At 62.7% G+C, this 21,799-nt stretch carries 22 protein-coding genes; 8 read left to right on the top strand and 14 right to left on the bottom strand.

Annotated features, from left to right (window positions below):
* Nucleotides 1–20: 20 nt before the first annotated feature.
* The 13 genes from ACLH0I_RS14980 to ACLH0I_RS14920 all read right to left on the bottom strand — a co-directional run bounded on the left by ACLH0I_RS14980 (nucleotide 21) and on the right by ACLH0I_RS14920 (nucleotide 13,955).
* Nucleotides 21–1,001 carry a LysR family transcriptional regulator gene (locus tag ACLH0I_RS14980; RefSeq protein ID WP_411384599.1) on the bottom strand — a complete coding sequence of 327 codons (981 nt, stop codon included), beginning with the start codon at nucleotides 999–1,001 and terminating at the stop codon, nucleotides 21–23.
* Nucleotides 1,002–1,218: 217 nt separating this feature from the next.
* Complete coding sequence (locus tag ACLH0I_RS14975; protein ID WP_411384598.1) at nucleotides 1,219–2,163, bottom strand: peptidylprolyl isomerase; 945 nt, start codon at nucleotides 2,161–2,163, stop codon at nucleotides 1,219–1,221.
* The gene (locus ACLH0I_RS14970) at nucleotides 2,160–2,639 is read right to left on the bottom strand and encodes a YbjN domain-containing protein (RefSeq protein ID WP_411384597.1); all 480 of its coding nucleotides are present in this window, start codon (nucleotides 2,637–2,639) and stop codon (nucleotides 2,160–2,162) included. Before ACLH0I_RS14970 ends, ACLH0I_RS14975 begins: the two co-directional genes overlap by 4 nt.
* Before the next feature lie 22 nt (nucleotides 2,640–2,661).
* Complete coding sequence (locus ACLH0I_RS14965; protein WP_411384596.1) at nucleotides 2,662–3,309, bottom strand: DNA repair protein; 648 nt, start codon at nucleotides 3,307–3,309, stop codon at nucleotides 2,662–2,664.
* Between the two features lie 15 nt (nucleotides 3,310–3,324).
* Complete coding sequence (locus ACLH0I_RS14960; protein WP_411384595.1) at nucleotides 3,325–5,016, bottom strand: putative porin; 1,692 nt, start codon at nucleotides 5,014–5,016, stop codon at nucleotides 3,325–3,327.
* A gap of 39 nt (nucleotides 5,017–5,055) precedes the next feature.
* The gene (locus ACLH0I_RS14955; protein ID WP_411384594.1) at nucleotides 5,056–5,760 is read right to left on the bottom strand and encodes an energy transducer TonB; all 705 of its coding nucleotides are present in this window, start codon (nucleotides 5,758–5,760) and stop codon (nucleotides 5,056–5,058) included.
* Between the two features lie 2 nt (nucleotides 5,761–5,762).
* The gene (locus tag ACLH0I_RS14950; protein ID WP_003201710.1) at nucleotides 5,763–6,188 is read right to left on the bottom strand and encodes an ExbD/TolR family protein; all 426 of its coding nucleotides are present in this window, start codon (nucleotides 6,186–6,188) and stop codon (nucleotides 5,763–5,765) included.
* A gap of 10 nt (nucleotides 6,189–6,198) precedes the next feature.
* Nucleotides 6,199–7,998 carry a DUF2341 domain-containing protein gene (locus ACLH0I_RS14945; RefSeq protein WP_411384593.1) on the bottom strand — a complete coding sequence of 600 codons (1,800 nt, stop codon included), beginning with the start codon at nucleotides 7,996–7,998 and terminating at the stop codon, nucleotides 6,199–6,201.
* Between the two features lie 17 nt (nucleotides 7,999–8,015).
* Nucleotides 8,016–9,578: a ShlB/FhaC/HecB family hemolysin secretion/activation protein gene (locus tag ACLH0I_RS14940; protein ID WP_411387508.1), complete on the bottom strand. Its 1,563-nt coding sequence runs from the start codon at nucleotides 9,576–9,578 to the stop codon at nucleotides 8,016–8,018.
* Nucleotides 9,579–9,646: 68 nt separating this feature from the next.
* Nucleotides 9,647–10,249, bottom strand: coding sequence for a transposase (locus ACLH0I_RS14935; protein WP_411384592.1), 603 nt, complete (start codon nucleotides 10,247–10,249; stop codon nucleotides 9,647–9,649).
* 548 nt (nucleotides 10,250–10,797) lie between these two features.
* Nucleotides 10,798–11,595 (bottom strand): transglutaminase family protein, encoded by a 798-nt coding sequence (locus tag ACLH0I_RS14930; RefSeq protein ID WP_250965476.1) that lies wholly within the window; start codon nucleotides 11,593–11,595, stop codon nucleotides 10,798–10,800.
* Entirely contained in the window at nucleotides 11,592–12,542 is a 951-nt protein-coding gene (locus ACLH0I_RS14925) for an alpha-E domain-containing protein (protein ID WP_003201699.1), read from the bottom strand. Before ACLH0I_RS14925 ends, ACLH0I_RS14930 begins: the two co-directional genes overlap by 4 nt.
* Before the next feature lie 3 nt (nucleotides 12,543–12,545).
* Entirely contained in the window at nucleotides 12,546–13,955 is a 1,410-nt protein-coding gene (locus tag ACLH0I_RS14920; RefSeq protein ID WP_411384591.1) for a circularly permuted type 2 ATP-grasp protein, read from the bottom strand.
* 719 nt (nucleotides 13,956–14,674) lie between these two features.
* Here ACLH0I_RS14920 and ACLH0I_RS14915 point away from each other — a divergent pair.
* From ACLH0I_RS14915 to ACLH0I_RS14885, 7 genes are all read left to right on the top strand, one after another.
* Complete coding sequence (locus ACLH0I_RS14915) at nucleotides 14,675–15,265, top strand: amino acid synthesis family protein (protein WP_411384590.1); 591 nt, start codon at nucleotides 14,675–14,677, stop codon at nucleotides 15,263–15,265.
* 45 nt (nucleotides 15,266–15,310) lie between these two features.
* The gene (locus ACLH0I_RS14910) at nucleotides 15,311–16,144 is read left to right on the top strand and encodes an alpha/beta fold hydrolase (RefSeq protein ID WP_250965473.1); all 834 of its coding nucleotides are present in this window, start codon (nucleotides 15,311–15,313) and stop codon (nucleotides 16,142–16,144) included.
* Entirely contained in the window at nucleotides 16,141–17,622 is a 1,482-nt protein-coding gene (locus tag ACLH0I_RS14905; RefSeq protein ID WP_411384589.1) for an aldehyde dehydrogenase, read from the top strand. The genes ACLH0I_RS14910 and ACLH0I_RS14905 overlap by 4 nt, the downstream gene beginning before the upstream one ends.
* 12 nt (nucleotides 17,623–17,634) lie before the next feature.
* The gene (locus ACLH0I_RS14900) at nucleotides 17,635–18,120 is read left to right on the top strand and encodes a flavin reductase family protein (RefSeq protein WP_186710455.1); all 486 of its coding nucleotides are present in this window, start codon (nucleotides 17,635–17,637) and stop codon (nucleotides 18,118–18,120) included.
* Nucleotides 18,121–18,255: 135 nt separating this feature from the next.
* A complete protein-coding gene (locus tag ACLH0I_RS14895; RefSeq protein WP_003201685.1) occupies nucleotides 18,256–18,660 on the top strand; it encodes a carboxymuconolactone decarboxylase family protein in 405 nt (134 codons plus the stop codon).
* Between the two features lie 60 nt (nucleotides 18,661–18,720).
* Nucleotides 18,721–19,473 (top strand): GntR family transcriptional regulator, encoded by a 753-nt coding sequence (locus ACLH0I_RS14890; protein ID WP_186710459.1) that lies wholly within the window; start codon nucleotides 18,721–18,723, stop codon nucleotides 19,471–19,473.
* 2 nt (nucleotides 19,474–19,475) lie between these two features.
* A complete protein-coding gene (locus ACLH0I_RS14885) occupies nucleotides 19,476–20,039 on the top strand; it encodes an NUDIX hydrolase (protein ID WP_411384588.1) in 564 nt (187 codons plus the stop codon).
* A gap of 116 nt (nucleotides 20,040–20,155) precedes the next feature.
* On the opposite strand, the gene ACLH0I_RS14880 is transcribed toward ACLH0I_RS14885, so the two are convergent.
* On the bottom strand, nucleotides 20,156–20,452 hold the full coding sequence (locus ACLH0I_RS14880) for a DUF1330 domain-containing protein (protein WP_250965470.1): 297 nt from the start codon (nucleotides 20,450–20,452) through the stop codon (nucleotides 20,156–20,158).
* A gap of 80 nt (nucleotides 20,453–20,532) precedes the next feature.
* Here ACLH0I_RS14880 and ribBA point away from each other — a divergent pair, with 80 nt between their 5' ends.
* On the top strand, nucleotides 20,533–21,642 hold the full coding sequence (gene ribBA, locus ACLH0I_RS14875) for a bifunctional 3,4-dihydroxy-2-butanone-4-phosphate synthase/GTP cyclohydrolase II (protein ID WP_411384587.1): 1,110 nt from the start codon (nucleotides 20,533–20,535) through the stop codon (nucleotides 21,640–21,642).
* Nucleotides 21,643–21,799 lie beyond the last annotated feature (157 nt).

The following is a 21,799-nucleotide window of genomic DNA, read 5'->3' as shown; positions in this document are numbered from 1 at the left end:
CAGGGTTACTGGGATGCCAGTCAGGCCTGGAACCAATCCCGGCGCTCAGCCAGTGTGTGTTGGATCAGCTCACGCAGCATCTGCACCTCTGGCGAGCCTTCGGCCTGGGCATTGACGGCCATCCACAAATGCCGCTGCATGGGCAGGCCGAACACGTCCGGCAGCGCCACCAGGCCTCGGTCGAAGCGGCTCATGTACTGTGGCAAAAGGCCGATGCAGGCGCTGCAGCGAATCATTTCCAGCATCAGTTCGTAGGATTGCACCTGCACCACACCGGCCCGGCGCTGTTCTATCAGGGCGTTCCACGGTGCGAAACCGTCCACGTGCCGATCCGCCTGCCATTGCACCAGCATGTAGTCATTCAGGTCGTCCAGGCAGTCCGGGCGCGTGGCCGGTCGTGAATAGCGTTTGGCAATGTGCGGCAGATAATCCAACCGCGCCAGTCGATCCGCGGGCAATGTGGCGAAGCTCGGCCCCGGCGCCAACGCCTGGGCATCACTCAACCACAGCACCAGGTCGGCGCTGACGGCTTGCAGCGCCAACTCACTGTCCAGGGTGATGATCTGCAATCGCACGCTGGCGTTGCGCCGCAACAACGAAATCAGGTCACGCCCGAGGATGTCATGCAGAATTGACTCGGCCACGGCCAGGCGAATCAAGGGTTGATCGTTCAGCGGCGGCGAGTTTTCATGGGCCAGGCTGATCAACCGCGCCTGCAACTGCCGGCCTTCGCGACTGAGGGTCAAGGCGCTGCCCTGGAAGCTGAACAATGATCGTTGCAGCCGCCCCTCCAACTGTGCCAACTGCTTGCGCAGCCAGGTCGCCTTGACGTTGAGGCTGCGGGCCGCTTGCATGAAGCAGCCGCAACGGGCGCTGACCAGGAAACACTGCGCCACCTGCGGCTCGATAGCGCCGGCCATGGCTAGCCAAGGGTCGGGGGCACGCAACGGTGTGCGGTATGGGCTGACAGCCTGGCGTCCTGCGGGCTCGATGAAGGTCATGGGTGACTCCCTGTCGGTGGTACGAATACATGAGGCTGCGCGGGGTCTTCAGCCAGGCAAGCTCCCCTGTGGCGAGGGAGCTTGCTCCCGCTGGGTTGCGCAGCAGCCCCAAAAAACTGTCCCCGATTCTTGTTGAAAGATCGCGGTCATTTCGGTGGGGCTGCTACGTAGCCCAGCGGGAGCAAGCTCCCTCGCCACGGGCTGGGTGTGGATTCCACTAGAGCCCCTCCTCCAACACCTTGCTCAACTGCGCGCCATCGATGCTCAACGTCGCCGTGTCGAGCATGCCATCCAGGTACGCCTTGGCGATTTGTTCCTGGCGTTCGGCGCGGAGGGCCTGGGTCAGGCGTTCGCGGACTTCGTCCAGGGTTGCTTCCCGGGCCGGTTGCTGTTCGGTGAGCTTGATAACATGGAAGCCCGCCGGGCTCTGCACCGGGTCCGACACCGCGCCGACTTTCAAGCGCGCCACTGCCTCACGCACAGGGGGAACCAGTTGCTGCAACGGCTGATAACCGCTGTCACCGCCCCGTTCGGCACTGGTGCGGTCTTGGGAAAAACGACTGGCCAGGGCGCCGAACTCGGCCGGCGACGCCTGGGCCTTCTTGCTCAGTTCCAGCGCTTTTCGGCGCACCGCCTCCACGGTCTGCGGCTCGGTGGCTGCCAGGAAAATCTGGCTGACGCGGTACAGCGCCGGCGCCGTCCAGTTGGCTTTCCCTGCATCGTAGGCCTGCTTCAACTCCTCTTCACTGGGGTAGCCGGCCGGCACCTGGCTAACCGACTGCAAGTAGTCCCGAAACACGATCTGCTCAGCCGCCGCTCGGGTCTGGCGCTCCACCTCGGGGCGCTGGCGCCAGCCCTGGGCATCGGCCTGTTCCAACACGGCTTTTTCCGCCAGGCGCGCACGGATCCAGCCTTCCAGCGCAGCCCGATTGCCACGCATTTGCTGGCGAACCTCGGGAGCCAGCGCAGCCAGCAAAGCCTTGAGCTCGTCGGGGCTGACCTGCTGGTTGCCCAAGCGGGCCAGACTCGGCGTGTCGGCCGAAGCAACACCGGCGGTCTGCACCGCGGCGACCGGATCGCTTCCCGGCCTCAGGCCCAGCACCAGCGCCACGGCGATCAGGCCCAGCGCCGCGGCGCTGATGACGAAGGTCGGCTTTTTCACGATGCAACGGCCTCCTCCAACGGCGCCTGGACGGGCTCGGCCGGGGTTTGCACACCCGCCGCGTTCTGGCTGTATTCCCGCAGGAAGACAATGAACTCCTGCAACAGGCGGTCCCACAGTTCCAAGTGGCTGCGCAGATGATCGGCGCTCACGCCCGCCGCGACGACCACGTCCATTTCCATCACCAGGAATTCGCCCTGCAGCGACAACCGGGCAAAGCGCCGCGACGCGTTCCACCGTTCAGCCAGCCCGGCCGGCAATTCGCCCTGCACCCGCAAGGCACAGCTGAAGGTGAAGTCCAGGTATTCGCCCGGCGTCGCTGCCGGATTGCCGAATCGCACGGCAAAGCCGATGCCCTGGCTGGCGCTGAGCAACTGCACAATACCGTTCTGCTCGGTTTCGTTGACCCGATAACCGGCGGCCTGCAACAACTCGGTAAGGGATTTTGCGCCGACGTATTCAATCATTGCGGTCATGTTCGGTTCTTCCTTGTGCTGTTCAGTGAGTGATCGAGGCCTGGGGCGCATCGAAACGGTTCTTGTAGAGATCATCGCCAAACCCTTGGGCCAGCTCTTCGAAACGCACCCGGGCCTTGGCGGCGAACGGCTGGCGGATCTTCACGATGTCGGTCACATCGATGGTTTCGTAGGCATGCAGCAGCGTCTTGGCGACTTCGTACATCTGCTGATTCTTGACCGAACATTGCTGCACTTGTGTGTCACGCTCGGTCAATTGCCCTTCCAGGCGGGCGCGCTCGGCCTCTTTGCCACGGGCCAGGGCCAGCAGTTCTTCATAGGCTTTCTTGAACTTGCCGACTTGCTCATTGCTGGCCGCCACCTGGGCCTGGGCCTGGCTTTGCAGGTTTTTCTGGTGCCCGGCCAGTTGTTCGCTGAGGGCCTGGGCCTTGCTCAGTTGCGCAGTCAATTGCTTGATCTGCGCCTGGGCGTCCTTGGCCTGATTCTCTGCTGCCTGGCGGGCAGCGCTGGCCTGGGCCTGCTCGCTCTGCAGGGCTTGCAACTGCGCGGTAGTGCTGCGCAATTGTGCCCGCAAGCGCTCTTCCAGGCCTTCGCCGTGAGCCATGCCGCTGAGCACCAGGCCCAGCATCAGCAACGCGGCCGGGCATTGATAATTGGCTCGCCTTTTCATGAGGCCTCCCAGCGCTTAGAAGCGCGTGTTGATTTCAAGCTGCAAGACATCGATGTCGTACGGCGCGCCGTACACCGCTTCGGAACTCAACCAGCGGCCGGTGGCAAAGACGTTGCTTGCCAGGCCATAGTTGCCGCCCAGGAAATACCCCTTGGCATTGGTGCCCCCCAGATGGAATGACGAATCGTTGAAGCCGTCCGGCAAGGCGTCCGGCTGGATGTACTTGTAGCCGGCGAACAGGTTCCAGTCGCCCTCGCGCTTGAGTTCCAGGGAGTTGCCAAGGGTGAACTGGAGCATCCAGGCGTTGGCGCCGCTTTCCACCTCGCCGTTTTCGTCCAGGTTGTTGGCGAACTGCCCTTCGGAGCGCTTGCGCATCTCGCCTTCGTCGTAGCCCAGGTTGTGGACGTAGTGGGCCTGGCTGCGCAGCTTGAGGTCTTCGGGCAGATCGGTGTCCCAGGCGACGTTCAGGTCCAGCAGGTTGAACTCCGAGGCCAGGCCGACGTATTGCGGCTGCGGCGTGGCGGACGGGTTGAGCGGATTGGGCGTGATGTCGCGCAGCAGGAACACGGTGTTGCCCTTCTGCATGAACGCCACCCGCGAACCGTCGCTGTCGCAGCCTGGATCACCGGCCCAGGGCTCGCACGGCGAGGAACGCTGGCCTTCGATGTCGTCGAAGCGGTAATAGGCCATGGCCCCCTTGATCCGGTTGCTGTCGTTGATGGCCCAGTTGGCCCCCAGTTGCGCACCGTACAGCCACTTGTTGTCGCTCTCTTCCTTGTCGCTGCCATTGCTGGTGCTGGTGTCGTTGGTGTACTCCACCGGGAACGCCCCGACAGTACCGAACACGCCCCAATCCTGATTGAGCTTGTGGTTGAAATTCGCCGCCACGCCATCGAAGTTCAGGTCACCGGAATACAGCAGGTCGGTGGAGAAAAACGGGTTGGCGAAACGCCCGCCGGTCAGGGTCAATTCGTCCGACGGTTTCCAGTTCAGGTAGCCTTGGTCGAGCCAGATGTCTTTCTTGCCAAAGCCGCCGCCCAGGGTCTGGGTGGTGGACACCGGGTTGTTGTCCGAGCCGGTGCCGATGCGGATGCCCGCCGTCCATTGCGGGGCAATCACGGCCTTCATACCCAGGCGGGCGCGCAGGCGGAACAGGTTTTCCCGGTCTTCGCGGGTGTTGAGCAACGGCGGCAGGCTGGAGCTGCTGTTGGGATTGACGTCGTAAGGGCCTCTGTCATTGAGTCGGGCAAAGTCGACGATCTCGTTGCTGTTGGTGCCCGAGTAATAGCGCGACTCATCCCGCAGGCGAATGTCGCCATCGAAACTGATGCGCGAGACCCAATCCGGGAAGGTGTTGGGCTGGGCCCAGTTTTCCTGCTTGGCGGTGGCCATGACTTCAGCCTTGACCTGATCGCGGATCTGCTCACGAACGATGTTCGGCACGTATTGCACCCGCACGTCCCCCGGCGCACCGGCCGGGGTTGCGACAACTGCCGTAGCCGCCTGGCGGGCCTGCACGGCTTCCCGTTCGGCCTGGGCTATCAGGCCATCGGCCTGGTCCTGCTTCAGCACGCCCTGCTGCACCAGCAGGCGGATCAGATTGATCGTGGCGTTTTCCGACGGCGCCGAGGCGGCGGCCGCTTGTCCAGCCAGGCTCAAGACCACCAGGCCGATTGCCCACGACAATCGATTCACATTGGAAATCATCTGCACACAACTCCTGTTGGCAAACTGTCAAATAGTCGGTTAACCCGGCCGCCGTCCCTGCAAGGACAGGCGCACGGGCAAGGTCAGGGAGGCCGGCGGCCGCTCGGTCAAATGGGGTGCGGTACGCAGGGCGGAAATCACTTGCTCGTCCACCTGCGGGTTGCCGCTGGACTTGACCAGCTCGACCCGGGTGATTTCGCCCACGGCACTGAGCCAGACATCGGCCTGCAGCGAGAACGCCAGGCTGCGCAAGTCGGGGTTTTCCCGCAGCAAGCGCTGGAAGGTGAACGCCAGGAACTGGCTGTAGGTGCCATTGCCCAGACGGCCGCCCCCTGCCCCGGCCATGCCGCCGCCCTTGCCGGCGCCGATGTTGAAAGCGTCGTTGCCGGACTGGGCATCGCCGTCCATCTGCATCGGGTTCGCCAGGTCATCGACCGGCGACGGCGGCGCTTCTTCTTCGGGCTTGACCTCTTCAGGTTCCGGGGTCGGTTCGGGCTCGACCACCTTCTCCTCGACTTGGGGCTCCGGTTCCTTGGGTTTTTCCGGCGGCGGCGGGGGCGGCGGGGGCAGCGGGATGATGGTCGGCACCTTCGGTGCTTCGCGGCGCACGCCACTCATGTCGTTGGCCCACTGCCACAGCAACCAGGCCGCCACAGCGCCCAACAGCAGGCCGGCGGCCCACTTGAGCAGACGCAACGGCGCGGTCTTCACCGGGGGCGGATCGATGGGAAGTCTGGCGGTCATGATCAGCCCTGGCTCGGTTTGCCGGTCACGAGACCGACCTGGGACAGTTCCAGGCGCCGCAACAGGTCCAGCACTTCAATGACTTTCTGGTACTGCACCGTCGCGTCGCCGCGCACGATCACCGGGAAGTCCGGGCTCTGGGCCTTTTCGATGCGCAGGCGCTCTTCCAGCTCGGCCAGGGTCACCGGATAGGCATCGAGGAACACCTGGCCGCCATCGTTCACCGAAATCGCCTTGGTCTTGGCTTCGGACAACGACACCGAGGCGCTGGCCTTGGGCAGGTTGATCTGGATACCCGACACCTGGGCCGTGGCCGTGAGGATGAACATCACCAGCACCACCATGAGCACATCCACCAGCGGCGTGATGTTGATGCTGTCGACGGCCGCATCATCGTCGTCATCGTGTGAAGCGTTTACGCTAGCCATGGCGATTTCCTCAGGCCGGTACGGACGATTGGACGTGATGATTACGGCGATGCGCCGCTTCACCGGACTGACCTTCGCCGTGCATCTCCGCCAGGCGCGTGATGAACTCGTCGACGAAGACCCGCATGTCGGCGCTGACTTCCTTGTTGCGGGTGATCAGGCGGTTGTAGCCAAACAGCGCCGGGATCGCGACGAACAGGCCCATGGCGGTGGCGAGCAAGGCCGCAGCCATGCCCGGGGCGATGGCGTTGATGTTCACGTCCCCGGCCATGGCCGTGCCGAGGAACACCACCATGATCCCCAGCACGGTGCCGAGCAGACCGATGTAAGGACCGCCGGCGATGGCGTTGGACAGGGTCGAGAGCTTCGAACTCAGCGCCTGGTTCTCGCGGGTGCGCACGCCGTCCATGGAGCAGCGGATCGCTTCGATGGTGGCCGCCGACACTGACGAGGTATCAGCGCCCTGCTCGCGGCGGGTGCGGATTTCCTTGACCGCCACCAGGTACAAGCGCCACAACGACGAGTGTTGCAGGCGCTGGGCAAGGTCCTGGTCGTCGGCGAACATCTCCAGGCGCGTACCGATCCGGGCGAACTGCTCGCGGAAGGCTTCGTTGGCGGCGCTGAGGCGGCTGACCATGCGATTCTTGCGGATCATGATGATCCACGACTGGAACATCATCAGCACCAGTACGCCGATGATCACCCACGCATCCAGCGGCACGGCGTTGAGCAGGAAACCCAGGCTGCCGAAACCGAAGCCGGACTGCTCTTCATCGACGCCGTAGGCCACCAGTTTCGACTCGGCGCCCTGGGCATTGGCGTCAGCCAACAGCAGCGGTGCCGGGCGGGCGACCTTGGACAGCCGCGCTTCGTCCATGGCGCCGCTGAAAGGCGCGAAGGTGCCGGCGGAAACGTCAGCGCCCAAGGCCATCGGCGAACTCAATGCCGGCATCGCCACGGCGAGGCTCGCGGTTTCGCGCCCATTGACGTACAGCACGACGCGGTCGCCCGAGGCGGTCAACGCCAGATGCTGCCACTGGCCGGGGTTCAGTGGTTGGGTCGAGACCGCACGCTGGTCGTTGATCGCTACGAACGGCACACCCTGGTTGACACCCACCAATAGACTGGTGGCGGCTTCGCGACGGGCCAGGATGATCTGCTCACCACTGGCCTGGTCCTGGCGCAGCCAGGTGCTGAAGGTGAATGCCGCACCGGCGCTGTGTTGCAACGATGGGCTGGCGTGCAACAGCAGCGGCTGGCCATTGAACTGCAAGGCACGCCCGATCACCCCGTCGATGCTGACGCCGGCCGCGCCCTGGGCGTTGTTGCCGTAGGCCGTGGTATCCCGGGGCGGTACGCCAGTGGCGCCGTCGAAGTGGTACAGCGCGGTGTAGTCCGGGTCGAAGGTCAACTGACCGCTGCTCGTGGCCGGCGCCTTCTGGTTGCCGTAGTACATCCACAGGTCCTGGCGTTGGCCACCCTCCACATTCGGCACGTCGACCCAGATCAGTGCCATGCCCATCAGCGGGTCGAAGCTTTCGATCTGGTGATTGAGCACGGTCTTGTCATCGGCGCTGACGAAACGCAGGTCCGAACCGTCGTCCTTGACGCCGTCGAAGGTGAAGTTGCCGGTGTGCAGGCGCACCAGCAGCGCCGTGCGGCCCAAGGCCTGGGCGATGGCGGCGCCCTGGGGCGTGGTGTCCACGGAAATCTGTTTGCGATAGTGCCAATCGTCCTGCCACCAGGCATTGGCGGTCGCCGGAAGCACCAGCCCCAGGCAGATCAACAGGGATAACAATAAGCGTTGCATGGACATGACTCCTGGGTTCAAAACGTCGCTTGCAGGTTGAAGTGCAGGCGCGATTCCTGTTTCGAGGTGTTCGGCCCGTCGAGCAGCGGATAGCCCCAGTCGAGGCTGCCGGACAGCCATTTGCTCAGGCTCGCGCGGGTGCCGAGGCCGACGCTGGCGAGGCTGTAGTCGGCTTCCTGGTCGGGCAGCTCGTCCCGTAGATACAGCTGCGCGCCTTCGGCGAAGGCATAGAAGCGCCACTCCTGGACATAACTGCCGAGGAACTTGGCCAGGGACGGCGTGCGCAGCTCCTGGGACAGCAGGTAGCCGTCATCGCCGGTGCGCTCGGCGGCCAGGTAGCCGCGCACCGAGGTGGCGCCACCGGCGGAAAATTGTTCGTTGGAAACCAACGGCCCGGAGGCCAGTTGGAAGGCAGCCTTGGAGGCGGTCTGCCAGTCGTTGCCGAAGGTGAAAGTGTAATTGCCGTCGCCCTTGAGCACGGCGAAGCTGGGGCTGGCGCGATAGCGCTTATAGTCGAACTCTTCGTCGGAACTGCCATAGCCCAGCAGGCTGCGGGTACCCGCCACCAGGCTCAGGCCGAGGCCCAACTGGCTGTGTTCGGTGTAGCGGAAGCCGTTGTAGGCGAAGGTGAACGGCGCGTACTTGAGCGGCGCCTTGTCGCTGGCGCCGCCGAGGTTGAGTTCCTCCTCGAAGTCCTTGAAATCCACCCCGACTGAAAAGCTGTTGGCCCACGCACCCGTGGATGGCAGGCTGTAGATCGCCGACACCCCATAGGAATGGCCTTTGCCCAATACGTTGCTGCCGCCGACGGTGGCCACGTTGCTGTCGGATTGGTAACCGGAGAATTGCACACTCCAGCGTTCGCTCAGCGGCGCGGTGTAGGAACCCGACCAGACCTTGGCGTTTTCGGTGTCCTGGGGCGCGGTGAAGAACGTCAGGGAAACGCTGTGGCCCAGTTGCCAGAGGTTGTTGTAGCCCAGGCTCGCGACGGTGCGCAGCTTTTCGGTGTCGGCGCTGTAGTCGTTGTTCAGGCCCAGGCTGGCTTGCCAGGGGTCCTGGTCTTCGACCTGCAAATCCACGTCCATCGTCCCGGGGCGCTGGCCTTCGCGCACCAACGGCATGACTTGGCGTCCCGGGGTTTTGTTCAACTGCGCCAGTTCGGTCTGAACCTGGGCAAAATCCGGCACCTCACCTTCCTTGAGTGCCGGCACGTCCTCGCGGATTTCCACGGGAGAATAGTGCTTGGCTCCCACCACACGGACCCGGCCGACCTTGGTCTCGCTGACTTGCAGGTAGACGATGCCGTCTTCGACTTTCTGCTCCGGCAACTCGACGAAGACCGATTGATAACCGCGGGCCTGATAGGCTTTCTGCAGGGCTTCCCGGGCGCCCTCGATGTCGCTCAAGGCCTTTTGCGGACCGAGGAACGGGTACACCGCTTCCTCGATGGCCCGGGCATCGAGCACCGTGTTGCCGCGCACGAAATACTCGTTCACGTCCACCAGGCGCGCCGGCGCCGCTTCGGCCTCCTGCCCTCCTTCGGCGGCGATTGCCGACGGTCCCCCGACCGCCAACAGCAGCCAGCCCCACAGCGCTGGCCGCGATTTGAAGAAATGCTCCACACCACCCCCTGGATTCAAAGTACGGCTCAATTGCTTGCGGTCGATGTCGTGGCGTGCCGGGCCAGCCAGGTGTGCAGCAGCGCGAAGTTCAAGGAGAACTCCGGCATTTGCAGCAAGGCGCCACAGAACACTTCACCGATGATTTTCTGGATGAGCCGCACCGCCTGCGCATCGCCCAGCAGCGTGGCGAGGTCCTTGCTCAGGACGTTGAAGCTCCAGACCTTCTGGTTCAGGTCCAGGCCGACGAACCAGCGGAACAGCAGGTTGTAATTGAGTTGTTCGTAGAGTTGCTGCTCGCTGGGCACCGAATAGAGCAGTTGCAGCAGGAGGATGTGCATGGCGGTTTGCGGTGCGATCAGCATCTGGGCGCGGGCATTGAGGCCCTGCAGCACATCGCGATGGTCGTCCAGCAGGTCGTCGATCTGCGGACGCAGCAAGACCAGTGAATGGCCTTGCGGAATGTAGCTGGACACTTCCTTGAGCGCGCCCTGCCAGTCATCCTGGGAAACGATCCAGACCCAAGGTGCGCCGTAGCGATACACCGAGACCGGCTGCTTGCGCGCCGCCTCGACGATCTTCGACAGCCGCTGGTCAAGCTCCTGCATGCCCACTTTCGAATAACGTTCCATAGTCCCCATCGCCTCACTCCCGGCTTCGCGCCCCGGCTCCAAACGACCTGAAAGGTCCCCTCGAACACGTCACACAGGCATGACGGGAATGGCGATGTGCTACCGAACTTTTGTCATGAAAGCTTCATTTGAGAGGATTTGGAGTGAGTGAGCTTTTTGTGGGAGCGAGCCTGCTCGCGATGGCGGTGGGTCCGTTGGCGGTGATGTTGGCTGGGCAGCCGTCATCGCGAGCAAGCTCGCTCCCACAGGGGTTCTCGGGTGTTTCCAGACCTGATGCCGAGCACTCAACCCCGTGGCGAGGGAGCTTGCTCCCGCTGGGGCGCGAAGCGGCCCCAATAAGCTGCATGCGATCTGCCTGACGCCACGCGGTGCTTGGTTTTGGGGCTGCTGCGCAGCCCAGCGGGAGCAAGCTCCCTCGCCACAAAGGCAGTTTGGTTGAGGACAAAACCCTATGGCCCTCCCACTGGGTTCTCGAGTGGCCGCAAGGTTTGTGTCCACCGTCGACTCCAGTGTGGGAGCGAGCTTGCTCGCGATGAGGCTTTGCGCCTTTATTGGTGTTGCACCTGCACCATCGAGCTCACCTGCACCCGCGCCTGCATCTGTTCCGCCCCGCCACCCCGGCGCATGCCGCGGACCGGGCAGGCGTCAAGGTAGTCCAGGCCGACCGCCAGTTTCAGGTGGCGGTCTGGAAGGGTCAGGCGGTTGGTCACGTCGAAGCTGTACCAGCCGTCATCGAGCCAGGCTTCCGCCCAGGCGTGGCTCGCCAGGTGGCTTTCATCTTCGGTGCACAAGTAGCCAGATACATAACGCGCGGGAATACCCAGGCTGCGGGAGCAGGCCAGGAAGGCGTGGGTATGGTCCTGGCAAACCCCCGTTCCACCGGCAAACGCCTCGGCGGCAGTGCTGTTGACCGCCGTCGTGCCGGGGCTGTAGGGCATCCGCGCGGCCAGGCCATTCATCAGATCGGTCAAGGCCGAACGATCCCGTCGTCCTGCGCATTGCTCGACGGCGAAGGCGCTGAGGGTCTCATCCGCCTCGGTGAGACGGCTGGTGCGCAAGAACGGTAGCGGCGACTGGCTGTCCGGCTCCATCGCTATCGACTGATGGATTTCCACCTCGCCATAAGCCGTCAAGACCAAGGCGCCGTGGGGCTCGTCCATGGTCATGACGTGAAGGATGTTGCCGTAAGGATCAAGCTGGCTGCGCACCAGTCGCGGCAGTTCCAGGTGCCACTCCAGGATGCGCTGGCGCTGGGTGTCCCGAGGCGTCAGGCGCAGGAACTGGATGCTGGTGCAGACTTCATCGGCGTAGCTGTAGGTGGTGTCGTGGCGTATGGACAGTTTCATACGACCTCCAGGTAAGACTCATGGACCGTCTGGCCCAAGTGGCGAATCTGCCCGATCAGGTCCGTCAGCCATTGATGCAGGCCCGAGGCCAGGATCTCGTCGATTCCGGAATAACGCAGTCGCGCATTCAATTCGGCGGCCAGGCGTTGCGCCGGCCGGCCGTTGTTGCCCGGCAAACTGGCGAGGATATGGTCCAGTTCCTCGATACAGGCATGCAGCGAACGCGGGACGTCGGCCCGCAACAGCAGCATCTCGGACACCTGCTCGGCATTGGGCGCGTTGCGATAGATCTCGTTGAACGCCTCGAACGAAGACAACGCCCTCAGCAAGGCACTCCACTGGTAATAACCACGGGCCGAGTTGTCACTGACCTCCTCCGACTCCTCGCCGAACATCTCGTAGCGAGCATCCAGCAGGCGCAGGGTGTTGTCGGCCCGTTCGATAAACGTCCCCAGGCGAATGAAGCAGTAGGCATCGTTGCGCATGATGGTGCCCGACGTTGCGCCCCGGAACAGGTGAGAACGCTCCTTGACCCACTCGCAGAAATGGCTGATGCCATAGCGCCCCAGGCCGTTGCTGGCGATGTTGCGCATTTCCAACCAGGTGGCGTTGATGTTCTCCCACATATCGGCCGTGATGCGCCCGCGTACCGCATGGGCATTGGTCCGCGCGGCGCGCAGGCAGCTGTAGATACTGCCGGGGTTGGTTTCATCCAGGGCAAAGAAATGCAGCATGCGCTCGGTGTTGAGCGCGTCATAACGGGCGTTGTAGTCATCCAGCGTACCGGCCGCCAGCAGCGACATCGCCAACTCGGCATGGCCATCGCTGCGGCCGGCCTGGGGCATCAGCGACAGCGAATAGCTGACTTCGAGCATGCGCGCCAGGTTCTCGGCGCGCTCCAGGTAGCGGGACATCCAATAGAGGTCCGAAGCAGTTCTTGAAAGCATGTCTTAGTCCTCCACTACCCAAGTGTCTTTGGTGCCGCCGCCCTGGGACGAGTTCACCACCAGCGAGCCCTCGCGCAGCGCCACACGGGTCAGCCCGCCGGGCACCAGGCGCGTTTCCTTGCCCGACAGCACGAACGGACGCAAGTCGATGTGGCGCGGCGCAATGCCGCTCTCGACAAAGGTCGGACACGTGGACAGGCTCAGGGTCGGCTGGGCGATGTAGGCTTCGGGACGGGCCTTGAGACGCGCGCGGAAATCCTCGATTTCCGCGGCAGTGGCGGCCGGCCCGACCAGCATGCCGTAGCCACCGGAGCCCTGGGTTTCCTTGACCACCAGGTCCGGCAGGTTGGCCAGCACATGGGACAGGTCCTGGGGCTTGCGGCATTGCCAGGTGGGCACGTTCTTCAGGATCGGCTCTTCGGTGAGGTAGAAACGGATCATTTCGTCGACGTAGGGGTAGATCGACTTGTCATCGGCCACGCCCGTGCCGACCGCATTCGCCAGCACCACGTTGCCGGCGCGGTAAACAGCGATCAGCCCGGGCACGCCCAACATCGAATCGGGGTTGAACGACAGTGGGTCGAGGTAGGCATCGTCGAGGCGACGATAAATCACGTCCACCTGCCGGGGGCCAGCGGTGGTGCGCATGTACACGTGGTCGTCGCGCACGAACAGGTCGGCCCCCTCCACCAGCTCCACGCCCATTTCACGGGCCAGGAACGCGTGCTCGAAATAGGCGCTGTTGAAGCGTCCCGGGGTCAACACCACGGCGGTAGGGTTTTCCAGTGGGCTTGAGGTCTTGAGGGTATCGAGCAGCAGGTTCGGGTAATGATCGATGGGGGCCACGCGCTGGGCTGCGAAGAGTTCGGGGAACAGGCGCATCATCATCTTGCGGTCTTCGAGCATGTAGCTCACGCCGCTGGGGGTGCGCAGGTTGTCTTCCAGCACGTAGTAGCTGCCGTCACCGTCGCGAACCAGATCGACACCGGCGATATGGGCGTAGATGCCCCGATGCAGGTCCAGGCCCTGCATCGCGATCTGGTAACCCTCGTTGGCGAGCACTTGCTCGGCCGGAATGATGCCTTCCTTGAGGATGTGTTGGCCATGGTAGATGTCGGCCAGGAACATGTTCAGGGCCTGGACCCGCTGGATGCAACCACGCTCGACCGTTTGCCATTCACTGGCCTTGATGCTGCGCGGGATGATGTCGAACGGAATCAACCGTTCAGTGCCCTGCTCGTCGCCATAGAGGGTGAAAGTGATACCGGCGCGATGGAACAGCAGGTCGGCTTCGCGGCGGCGTTGCTCCAACAGTTCCAGCGGTGTGTCCGCCAGCCAGCGCGAGAAGGCTTGGTAGTGCGGGCGGCAGTCACCCTGGGCGTCATACATTTCATTAAAAAAAGCGTGGGGCATAGCCAACTCCCTGCCGCGTTCTACACGGCATTTCTTATTACGTCGTCATTCCACTCAGTGCGGCCTTGCCTTTTTATGAGCCCTGGTTCTCTTGAATACCTCTTCGGCATGGGTCTCTGATCAGGCCTTTGCGTCCGGATGACGTGCGCCCCCCTGTTTATCTACGTATCGAATACCTCTGGCTGGCTCTCTGGTCCTGGAGTCGTAGCAAGGGCTGTGCCTAAGTGCGGTGCATCAAGCCAATGCTGGAAAAACCGTCGCAGAACGACATAAAAGCGAAATTTATTTTCGATTTTGCGACGAAAAGCGATATGAAGGCTTAAACGTTTATTTCAGTTTCGTGCGTCCAAGCCACAAACGGGTCGAATCGGTGCATGCAGACGGGAAGCCAGGGGCAAATGCCCTGAAAAGGGGAAATTTATACCCATTCACTGTAGGCACATTCATATGTGGCGAGGGGATTTATCCCCGTTGGGTTGCGAAGCATCCCCTGCCTCCTGTCTGACACATGACAATAGCTGATAGATCTTGGGGCTGCTTCGCAACCCAGCGGGGATAAATCCCCTCGCCATAAGAGCGCATCGGTCTCGCGGCAACCTCAGCGCACCTGTCGCCTTCCGTCGCCTCCCCTCGAACAAAATCAATAGCAACTCTTGCACCGACAGTATTATGGTATACCATCATACGCAAAGACCTATTCATCCTCCTGGGAGCAACTCATGAGTTTCGAAATTCGCAAGATCGTCAGCTATGTCGAAGAAACCTTCATCGAAGGCGGCAAAGCCACCGACAAACCGGTAACCATGGTCGGGCTGGCGGTCGTCATGAAGAATCCTTGGCTAGGCCGCGGTTTCGTCGAAGACCTGAAGCCGGAGATCCGCGCCAACTGCTCCGATCTCGGTGCACTGATGGTCGAGCGCCTGGTGGGCATCATCGGTGGCGCCGAGAAAGTCGAAGCGTATGGCAAGGCCGCGGTGGTGGGGGCCGACGGCGAAATCGAGCACGCCTCCGCCGTGATTCACACCCTGCGCTTCGGCAACCACTACCGCGAAGCGGTCAAGGCCAAGAGCTACCTGAGCTTCACCAACAAGCGCGGCGGCCCTGGCACCTCGATCCAGATCCCGATGATGCACAAGGACGACGAAGGCCTGCGCTCGCACTACATCACCTTGGAAATGCAGATTGAAGACGCCCCGCGCGCCGACGAAATCGTCGTGGTGCTGGGCTGCGCCGATGGCGGCCGCCTGCACCCGCGCATCGGTAACCGTTACATCGACCTGGAAGAACTGGCCGCCGAGAATGCGCAGTGATCCAGCTTGGGCAACCACTATAAAAAACCCATGCAGGAGCGCTCCATGATTCGGCCCACCGCTGAACTCACCCCGGCCGGCACCAGCTACCTGGCCACCGGCCAAGGCCAACCCGTGGTCTTGATCCATGGCGTGGGCCTGAACAAAGAAATGTGGGGTGGCCAAGTCGTTGGCCTGGCCACGCAATACCAAGTGATTGCCTACGACATGCTCGGCCATGGCGCCAGCCCGCGCCCACCCAGCGGTACCGCGTTGCTGGGCTACGCCGACCAGTTGCTGGAGCTGCTCGATCACTTGCAACTGCCCCAGGCGACGGTGATCGGCTTTTCCATGGGTGGTTTGGTGGCCCGGGCGTTTGCCTTGCATTACCCGCAGCGCCTGCAAGGCCTGGTGGTACTCAACAGTGTGTTCAACCGCAGCGCCGAACAGCGTGCCGGCGTCATCGCCCGCACCGCTCAGGCCGCCGAGCATGGGCCGGACGCCAATGCCGAGGCGGCGCTTTCGCGCTGGTTCAGCCGTGAATACCAGGCCGCCAACCCCGCGCAGATCGCCGCGCTGCGCCAGACCCTGGCAGGGAATGACCCCCAGGGTTACCTGACCACCTATGAGCTGTTCGCCACCCAGGACATGTACCGCGCCGATGACTTGGGCAATATCCAGGTTCCGACGCTGATCGCCACCGGTGAACTGGACCCCGGCTCGACGCCTGAAATGGCCCGGCAACTGGCCGAGCGTATTCCCGGCGCCAGTGTTGCGGTGCTCGCTGAACAGCGGCATATGATGCCGGTAGAGTCGCCGCGCCTGGTCAACCAGTTGTTGCTGGAATTCCTCGACACGGCAAGCGCCCGACAAAACCAAATAAAGGGGATCGTTGCATGACACTCGCACGCTTTTCGATGTGCATCGGCGGTGAATGGGTCGATGCCTTGTCCGGCAAGACCTTCGAAAGCCTGAACCCGGCCTTGGCCCAACCTTGGGCCGAGTTGCCTGACGCCGGCGAAGCCGATGTGGACCGCGCCGTCCAGGCAGCACAAAGCGCTTTCGACAGCCCGGCCTGGCGCGGGCTGACCGCCACCGCCCGTGGCAAATTGCTACGTCGCCTCGGTGACCTGATCGCCGAAAACAAAGAACAATTGGCCCAGTTGGAAAGCCGCGACAACGGCAAACTGATTCGCGAAACCCGCGGCCAGGTCGGCTACCTGCCGGAGTTCTTCCACTACACCGCAGGCCTTGCCGACAAGCTCGAAGGCGGCACCCTGCCCCTCGATAAGCCGGACATGTTTGCCTATACAGTGCATGAAGCCATGGGCGTGGTGGCGGCGATCATTCCCTGGAACAGCCCGCTGTACCTCACCGCAATCAAACTGGCGCCGGCCCTCGCGGCAGGCAATACCATTGTGATCAAACCGTCCGAGCACGCCTCGGCAACCATTCTTGAGCTGGCTCGCCTGGCCCTGGAAGCCGGGATCCCGCCGGGCGTGGTCAACGTCATCACCGGCTACGGCCCGAGCACTGGCGCCGCCCTCACCCGCCATCCGCTGGTACGCAAGATCGCCTTCACCGGCGGCGCGGCCACGGCCCGCCATGTGGTGCGCAGCAGCGCCGAGAACTTCGCCAAGCTTTCGCTGGAGCTGGGCGGCAAATCACCGAATATCATTTTCGCCGACGCCGACCTGGACAGCGCGATCAACGGGGCAATCGCCGGAATTTATGCGGCATCCGGTCAAAGCTGCGTTTCTGGCTCTCGGTTGCTGGTGCAGGACGAGATCTACGATGAGTTCGTCTCGCGGCTGGTCGAGCGCGCCCAGCGCATCCGCATCGGCAATCCTCAGGAAGACGCCAGCGAAATGGGCCCCATGGCCACCGCGCAGCAACTGGCCGTAGTCGAGGGCCTGGTGGCCGACGCGATTGCAGAAGGTGCGCGCCTGCGCTTGGGCGGCAAGCGTCCGCCGAACCTGGGCGACGGCTGGTTCTATGAACCGACGCTGTTCGAATGCGACCGCAACTCGATGAAGATCATGCAGGAAGAAGTCTTCGGCCCGGTGGCCTCGGTGATTCGTTTCAAGGACGAAGCCGAGGCCTTGGCGATCGCCAACGACTCGCAGTTCGGCCTCGCCGCCGGCATCTGGACCCGCGACCTGGGCCGCGCCCATCGCCTTGCCCGGGATGTGCGCTCCGGGATCATCTGGGTCAACACTTATCGCGCGGTGTCGGCCATGGCGCCCATCGGTGGTTTCAAGAACAGCGGCTATGGACGCGAGAGCGGCATCGATTCGGTGCTGGCCTATACCGAACTGAAAACGGTGTGGATCAACCTGTCCCAGGCGCCCATGCCTGATCCGTTCGTGATGCGCTAGGAGTCCTGAGAAATGATCGAACCCGGCATCTACAAAGAAGTCATGAGCTCCTTCCCGTCCGGCGTCACGGTGGTCACCACCCTGGACCCTGAGGGCAATATCGTCGGCATCACCGCCAGCGCGTTCAGCGCGCTGTCGATCGACCCAGCGCTGGTACTGTTCTGCCCCAACTATGCGTCTGACACCTACCCGGTGCTGCGCGACAGCAAGCAGTTCGCGATCCACCTGCTGTCCGCCGACCAGACCGCCGAAGCCTACGCCTTTGCCGGTAAAGGCAAGGACAAGGCCAAGGGCATCGATTGGCACCTGAGCGAGCTGGGCAATCCGTTGCTGGGCAAAGCCACGGCGATCATCGAATGCGAGCTGTGGCGCGAATACGATGGCGGCGACCACGCGATCATCGTCGGCGCGGTGAAGAACCTGATCCTGCCCGCGCAGCCGGTGACGCCGATGATCTACCACAAGGGCAAGCTGGGCCCACTGCCCGCGCTGGCTTGATGACCCTACACATCCCCCAGTGGGAGCGAGCTTGCTCGCGATGACGGCAGCACATCCAATATTACTGTGACTGATACACCGCTATCGCGAGCAAGCTCGCTCCCACAGGTTCAGCACTTTTTCCAGGGATCGCCCATGAGCAATGACAAATACGAACAAGGCCTGAAGATCCGCACCCAGGTGCTGGGCCAGGACTACGTGAACCGTTCCATCGAGAACGCCGACGATTTCACCCGGCCGCTGCAGGAAATGGTCACCGAGTATTGCTGGGGTCATGTCTGGGGTCGCGAGGGTTTATCACTCAAGGAGCGCAGCATGATCAACCTGGCGATGATCTCCGCGCTCAATCGCCCACACGAACTCAAGCTGCATGTGCGTGGCGCCTTGCGTAACGGCTTGAGTCGTGAGCAAATACGCGAAATTCTGCTTCAGGTCGGTATCTATTGCGGCGTTCCCGCTGCCGTGGACAGTTTCCGGCTTGCCCGTGAAGCCTTCGCCGAAGCCGATGCCGAGGCCTCCAGTCAACCCTCGGCTGTTTGATCTGAACGTGCACGGATGTTGCCCGTTTGGCATGGACAGCCATATTACAGAGCGGACCCCATGAAACGCCTGCCACTCGACGACAGCTTCAAGGTCAATCGCAACCCCGTTACCCTGCGCGAGATCGTGCTGGATAAATTGCGAAGCGCCATCATGAACTTCCAGCTCCTGCCGGGCGATCGCCTGGTCGAACGGGATCTGTGCGATCGCCTGGGCGTGAGCCGCACGTCGGTGCGTGAAGCCTTGCGCCACCTGGAATCCGAAGGCCTGGTGGAGTTTGCCGATGCCAAGGGCCCACGGGTCGCCATCATCACGTTGGCCGATGCCGTGGACATCTATGAGCTGCGTTGCGTGCTCGAAGGCCTGATCGTCCAACTGTTCACCTTGCGTGCCAAGGCCAAGGACATCAAGGCCCTGGAGAAAGCCCTCGAGGAAAACCGCAAGGCCCTCAAGGAAGGCGAGCTGCAACAGGTCATCGATTCGGTGCAAGGCTTCTACGACGTGTTGCTCGAAGGCTCCGGCAACCACGTGGCCGCCACCCAGTTGCGCCAGTTGCAGGCGCGCATCAGCTATCTGCGGGCGACCTCGGTGTCCCAGGAAAACCGTCGCGGCAGCAGCAACCAGGAAATGGAACGGATGGTCGAGGCGATCAAGAGCGGCGACCCCCTGGCCGCCCACCAGGCCTGCGTCGACCACGTACGCGCCGCCGCCAAGGTCGCCCTGGACTACCTCAAGCGCCAGCAGGAAGAGACCGGTGAAATCCCCGAGATCATCCCGCCCATTGCCCTCAAAGAACCACGCATAGGTCGCTAGCCATGTTCAGCCCGAGCTTTTGTCCAAAGTGCGGCGGCAGTGACCTCGATCACCGCCTGCCAGCGGGCGATACCCATGAGCGACTGATGTGTGGTGGTTGCGGCTACATCCACTACGTCAACCCGAAGATCATTGCCGGCTGCATCATCGAGCAGGATGGCAAGTACCTGCTGTGCCAGCGCGCCATCCCGCCACGCCCCGGCACCTGGACGCTGCCGGCCGGTTTCATGGAGGGTAACGAGACCACCGAACAGGCCGCGCTGCGGGAAGTCTGGGAAGAAACCGGTGTGCGCGCCGAAATCGTCTCGCCCTACTCCATCTTCAGCGTGCCGAAGATCAGCGAGGTGTACATCATCTTCCGCGCCACCGCGCTGGAGATCACCGGGCAGTTCGGCCCGGAAACCCTTGCCTACCGGTTCTTCGCCCCGGATGAAATTCCATGGGACAGCATCTACTACCCGGCCATCCGGCAGATCCTCGAACGTTATATCGAGGAACGCCAGGCCGGGGTCTATGGCATCTACATGGGCAACGACGACAGCGGCAAGATCCACTTCATTCGCTGACGCCCCTGTAGGAGCTGGCGAAGCCTGCGATCTTTTGATCTTGGTCTTTCGCTTGAGACTCAACTGTCAGGGACAAGATCGCAGCCTCGTTGCACTCGACAGCTCCTACACAGCTCCTACAGTGGAATAACACCCTCGACGATGATCACCTCGGCCCGGGCCACGCCTTCACGGTGCGTCTTGGCCTCCTGATACTGCGCCGAGTGGTAGCAGGCCAGCGCCTGTTCGTAGGAATCGAACTCGATCACCACACTGCGCTGCGGCGTGGCCCTGCCCTCCATCGCTTCGCTGCGCCCGCCCCGGGCCAGCATCCGACCGCCATACAAGGCGAACGCCGCTGGCGCCCGTTGGGTGTATTGGCTGTATTGATCGGGGTCGGTGACATCCACATGAGCAATCCAGTACGCCTTCATAGTGACCTCTCGGTTTGTGTTGTATTATGGTATACCACAACGTCATTCCAGCAAGCCCTTCAAAACAAAGAGAGCCCGACATGGCCTTTAACAGCATTCAGGAAATCATCGAAGACTACCGCCTGGGCAAGATGGTGTTGCTGGTGGATGACGAAGATCGGGAAAACGAAGGTGACCTGCTCCTGGCCGCCGACTGTTGCAATGCCCAGGCCATCAGCTTCATGGCGCGCGAAGCCCGGGGGCTGATCTGCCTGACGTTGACCGACGAGCACTGCCAGCGCCTGGGACTTGAGCAAATGGTACCGAGCAACGGCAGTGTGTTCAGCACCGCGTTCACGGTGTCCATCGAGGCTGCCACCGGCGTGACCACCGGTATTTCCGCCGCCGACCGGGCGCGCACCGTCGCCGCCGCCGTGGCCGTCGATGCGGGGCCCAACGACATTGTGCAACCGGGGCATATCTTCCCGCTGCGGGCCAAGGAAGGCGGCGTGCTCACCCGGGCCGGGCACACCGAAGCCGGTTGCGACCTGGCGCGCCTGGCGGGTTTCACACCTGCATCGGTAATCGTCGAAGTGATGAACGATGACGGCACCATGGCCCGCCGCCCGGATCTGGAGATTTTCGCTCGCAAGCACGGCATCAAGATCGGCACCATCGCCGACCTGATCCACTACCGCCTGAGCACCGAGCACACCGTGGCGCGCATCGGCGAGCGGGAACTGCCAACGGTGCATGGCACCTTCCGCTTGTTCACCTTCGAAGACCGCATCGAAGGCGGCGTGCACATGGCGATGGTGATGGGCGACATTCGTCGGGAAGAACCGACCCTGGTGCGGGTGCATGTGATCGATCCACTGCGGGACCTGGTGGGTGCCGAATACAACGGACCGTCCAATTGGACGTTGTGGGCGGCCCTGCAGCGGGTGGCGGAGGAAGGTTGCGGCGTGGTGGTCGTGCTGGCCAACCACGAGTCGTCCCAGGCGCTGCTCGAGCGTGTACCGCAACTGACCCAGCCGCCACGACAGTTCAGTCGGTCGCAATCGCGCATCTATTCTGAAGTAGGTACCGGCGCGCAAATTCTCCAGGACCTGGGCGTCGGGAAATTGCGGCACCTGGGACCACCGCTCAAGTATGCGGGGTTGACTGGCTATGACTTGGAAGTGGTGGAAAGTATTCCTTTCACTGGATAAACCCGAAGCCACGCACAATCCCCTGTGGGAGCGAGCTTGCTCGCGATAGCAATTAACCAGCCGACATGAATGGAGAGTGATACACCGCGATCGCGAGCAAGCTCGCTCCCACAAGGATTCGACTCAGGAATGGAAGGGAAAATATCCCCCGGACAGA

The organism is Pseudomonas sp. MPB03, from assembly GCF_046605385.1.
GTDB classification, from domain to species: domain Bacteria; phylum Pseudomonadota; class Gammaproteobacteria; order Pseudomonadales; family Pseudomonadaceae; genus Aquipseudomonas; species Aquipseudomonas zanjanensis.
This window is presented reverse-complemented; position numbering and strand designations above follow the sequence as displayed.

Bases quoted from the DNA above. Each gene is read 5' to 3' on its own strand.
- ACLH0I_RS14980 (WP_411384599.1), bottom strand. From the start codon at position 1,001: ATGACCTTCATCGAGCCCGCAGGACGCCAGGCTGTCAGCCCATACCGC.
- ACLH0I_RS14910 (WP_250965473.1), top strand. From the start codon at position 15,311: ATGATTCGGCCCACCGCTGAACTCACCCCGGCCGGCACCAGCTACCTG.
- ACLH0I_RS14880 (WP_250965470.1), bottom strand. From the start codon at position 20,452: ATGAAGGCGTACTGGATTGCTCATGTGGATGTCACCGACCCCGATCAA.
- ACLH0I_RS14970 (WP_411384597.1), bottom strand. From the start codon at position 2,639: ATGACCGCAATGATTGAATACGTCGGCGCAAAATCCCTTACCGAGTTG.
- ACLH0I_RS14960 (WP_411384595.1), bottom strand. From the start codon at position 5,016: ATGATTTCCAATGTGAATCGATTGTCGTGGGCAATCGGCCTGGTGGTC.
- ACLH0I_RS14925 (WP_003201699.1), bottom strand. From the start codon at position 12,542: ATGCTTTCAAGAACTGCTTCGGACCTCTATTGGATGTCCCGCTACCTG.
- ACLH0I_RS14965 (WP_411384596.1), bottom strand. From the start codon at position 3,309: ATGAAAAGGCGAGCCAATTATCAATGCCCGGCCGCGTTGCTGATGCTG.
- ACLH0I_RS14900 (WP_186710455.1), top strand. From the start codon at position 17,635: ATGATCGAACCCGGCATCTACAAAGAAGTCATGAGCTCCTTCCCGTCC.
- ACLH0I_RS14890 (WP_186710459.1), top strand. From the start codon at position 18,721: ATGAAACGCCTGCCACTCGACGACAGCTTCAAGGTCAATCGCAACCCC.
- ACLH0I_RS14935 (WP_411384592.1), bottom strand. From the start codon at position 10,249: ATGGAACGTTATTCGAAAGTGGGCATGCAGGAGCTTGACCAGCGGCTG.
- ACLH0I_RS14955 (WP_411384594.1), bottom strand. From the start codon at position 5,760: ATGACCGCCAGACTTCCCATCGATCCGCCCCCGGTGAAGACCGCGCCG.
- ACLH0I_RS14915 (WP_411384590.1), top strand. From the start codon at position 14,675: ATGAGTTTCGAAATTCGCAAGATCGTCAGCTATGTCGAAGAAACCTTC.
- ACLH0I_RS14895 (WP_003201685.1), top strand. From the start codon at position 18,256: ATGAGCAATGACAAATACGAACAAGGCCTGAAGATCCGCACCCAGGTG.
- ribBA (WP_411384587.1), top strand. From the start codon at position 20,533: ATGGCCTTTAACAGCATTCAGGAAATCATCGAAGACTACCGCCTGGGC.
- ACLH0I_RS14945 (WP_411384593.1), bottom strand. From the start codon at position 7,998: ATGCAACGCTTATTGTTATCCCTGTTGATCTGCCTGGGGCTGGTGCTT.
- ACLH0I_RS14905 (WP_411384589.1), top strand. From the start codon at position 16,141: ATGACACTCGCACGCTTTTCGATGTGCATCGGCGGTGAATGGGTCGAT.
- ACLH0I_RS14950 (WP_003201710.1), bottom strand. From the start codon at position 6,188: ATGGCTAGCGTAAACGCTTCACACGATGACGACGATGATGCGGCCGTC.
- ACLH0I_RS14920 (WP_411384591.1), bottom strand. From the start codon at position 13,955: ATGCCCCACGCTTTTTTTAATGAAATGTATGACGCCCAGGGTGACTGC.
- ACLH0I_RS14930 (WP_250965476.1), bottom strand. From the start codon at position 11,595: ATGAAACTGTCCATACGCCACGACACCACCTACAGCTACGCCGATGAA.
- ACLH0I_RS14885 (WP_411384588.1), top strand. From the start codon at position 19,476: ATGTTCAGCCCGAGCTTTTGTCCAAAGTGCGGCGGCAGTGACCTCGAT.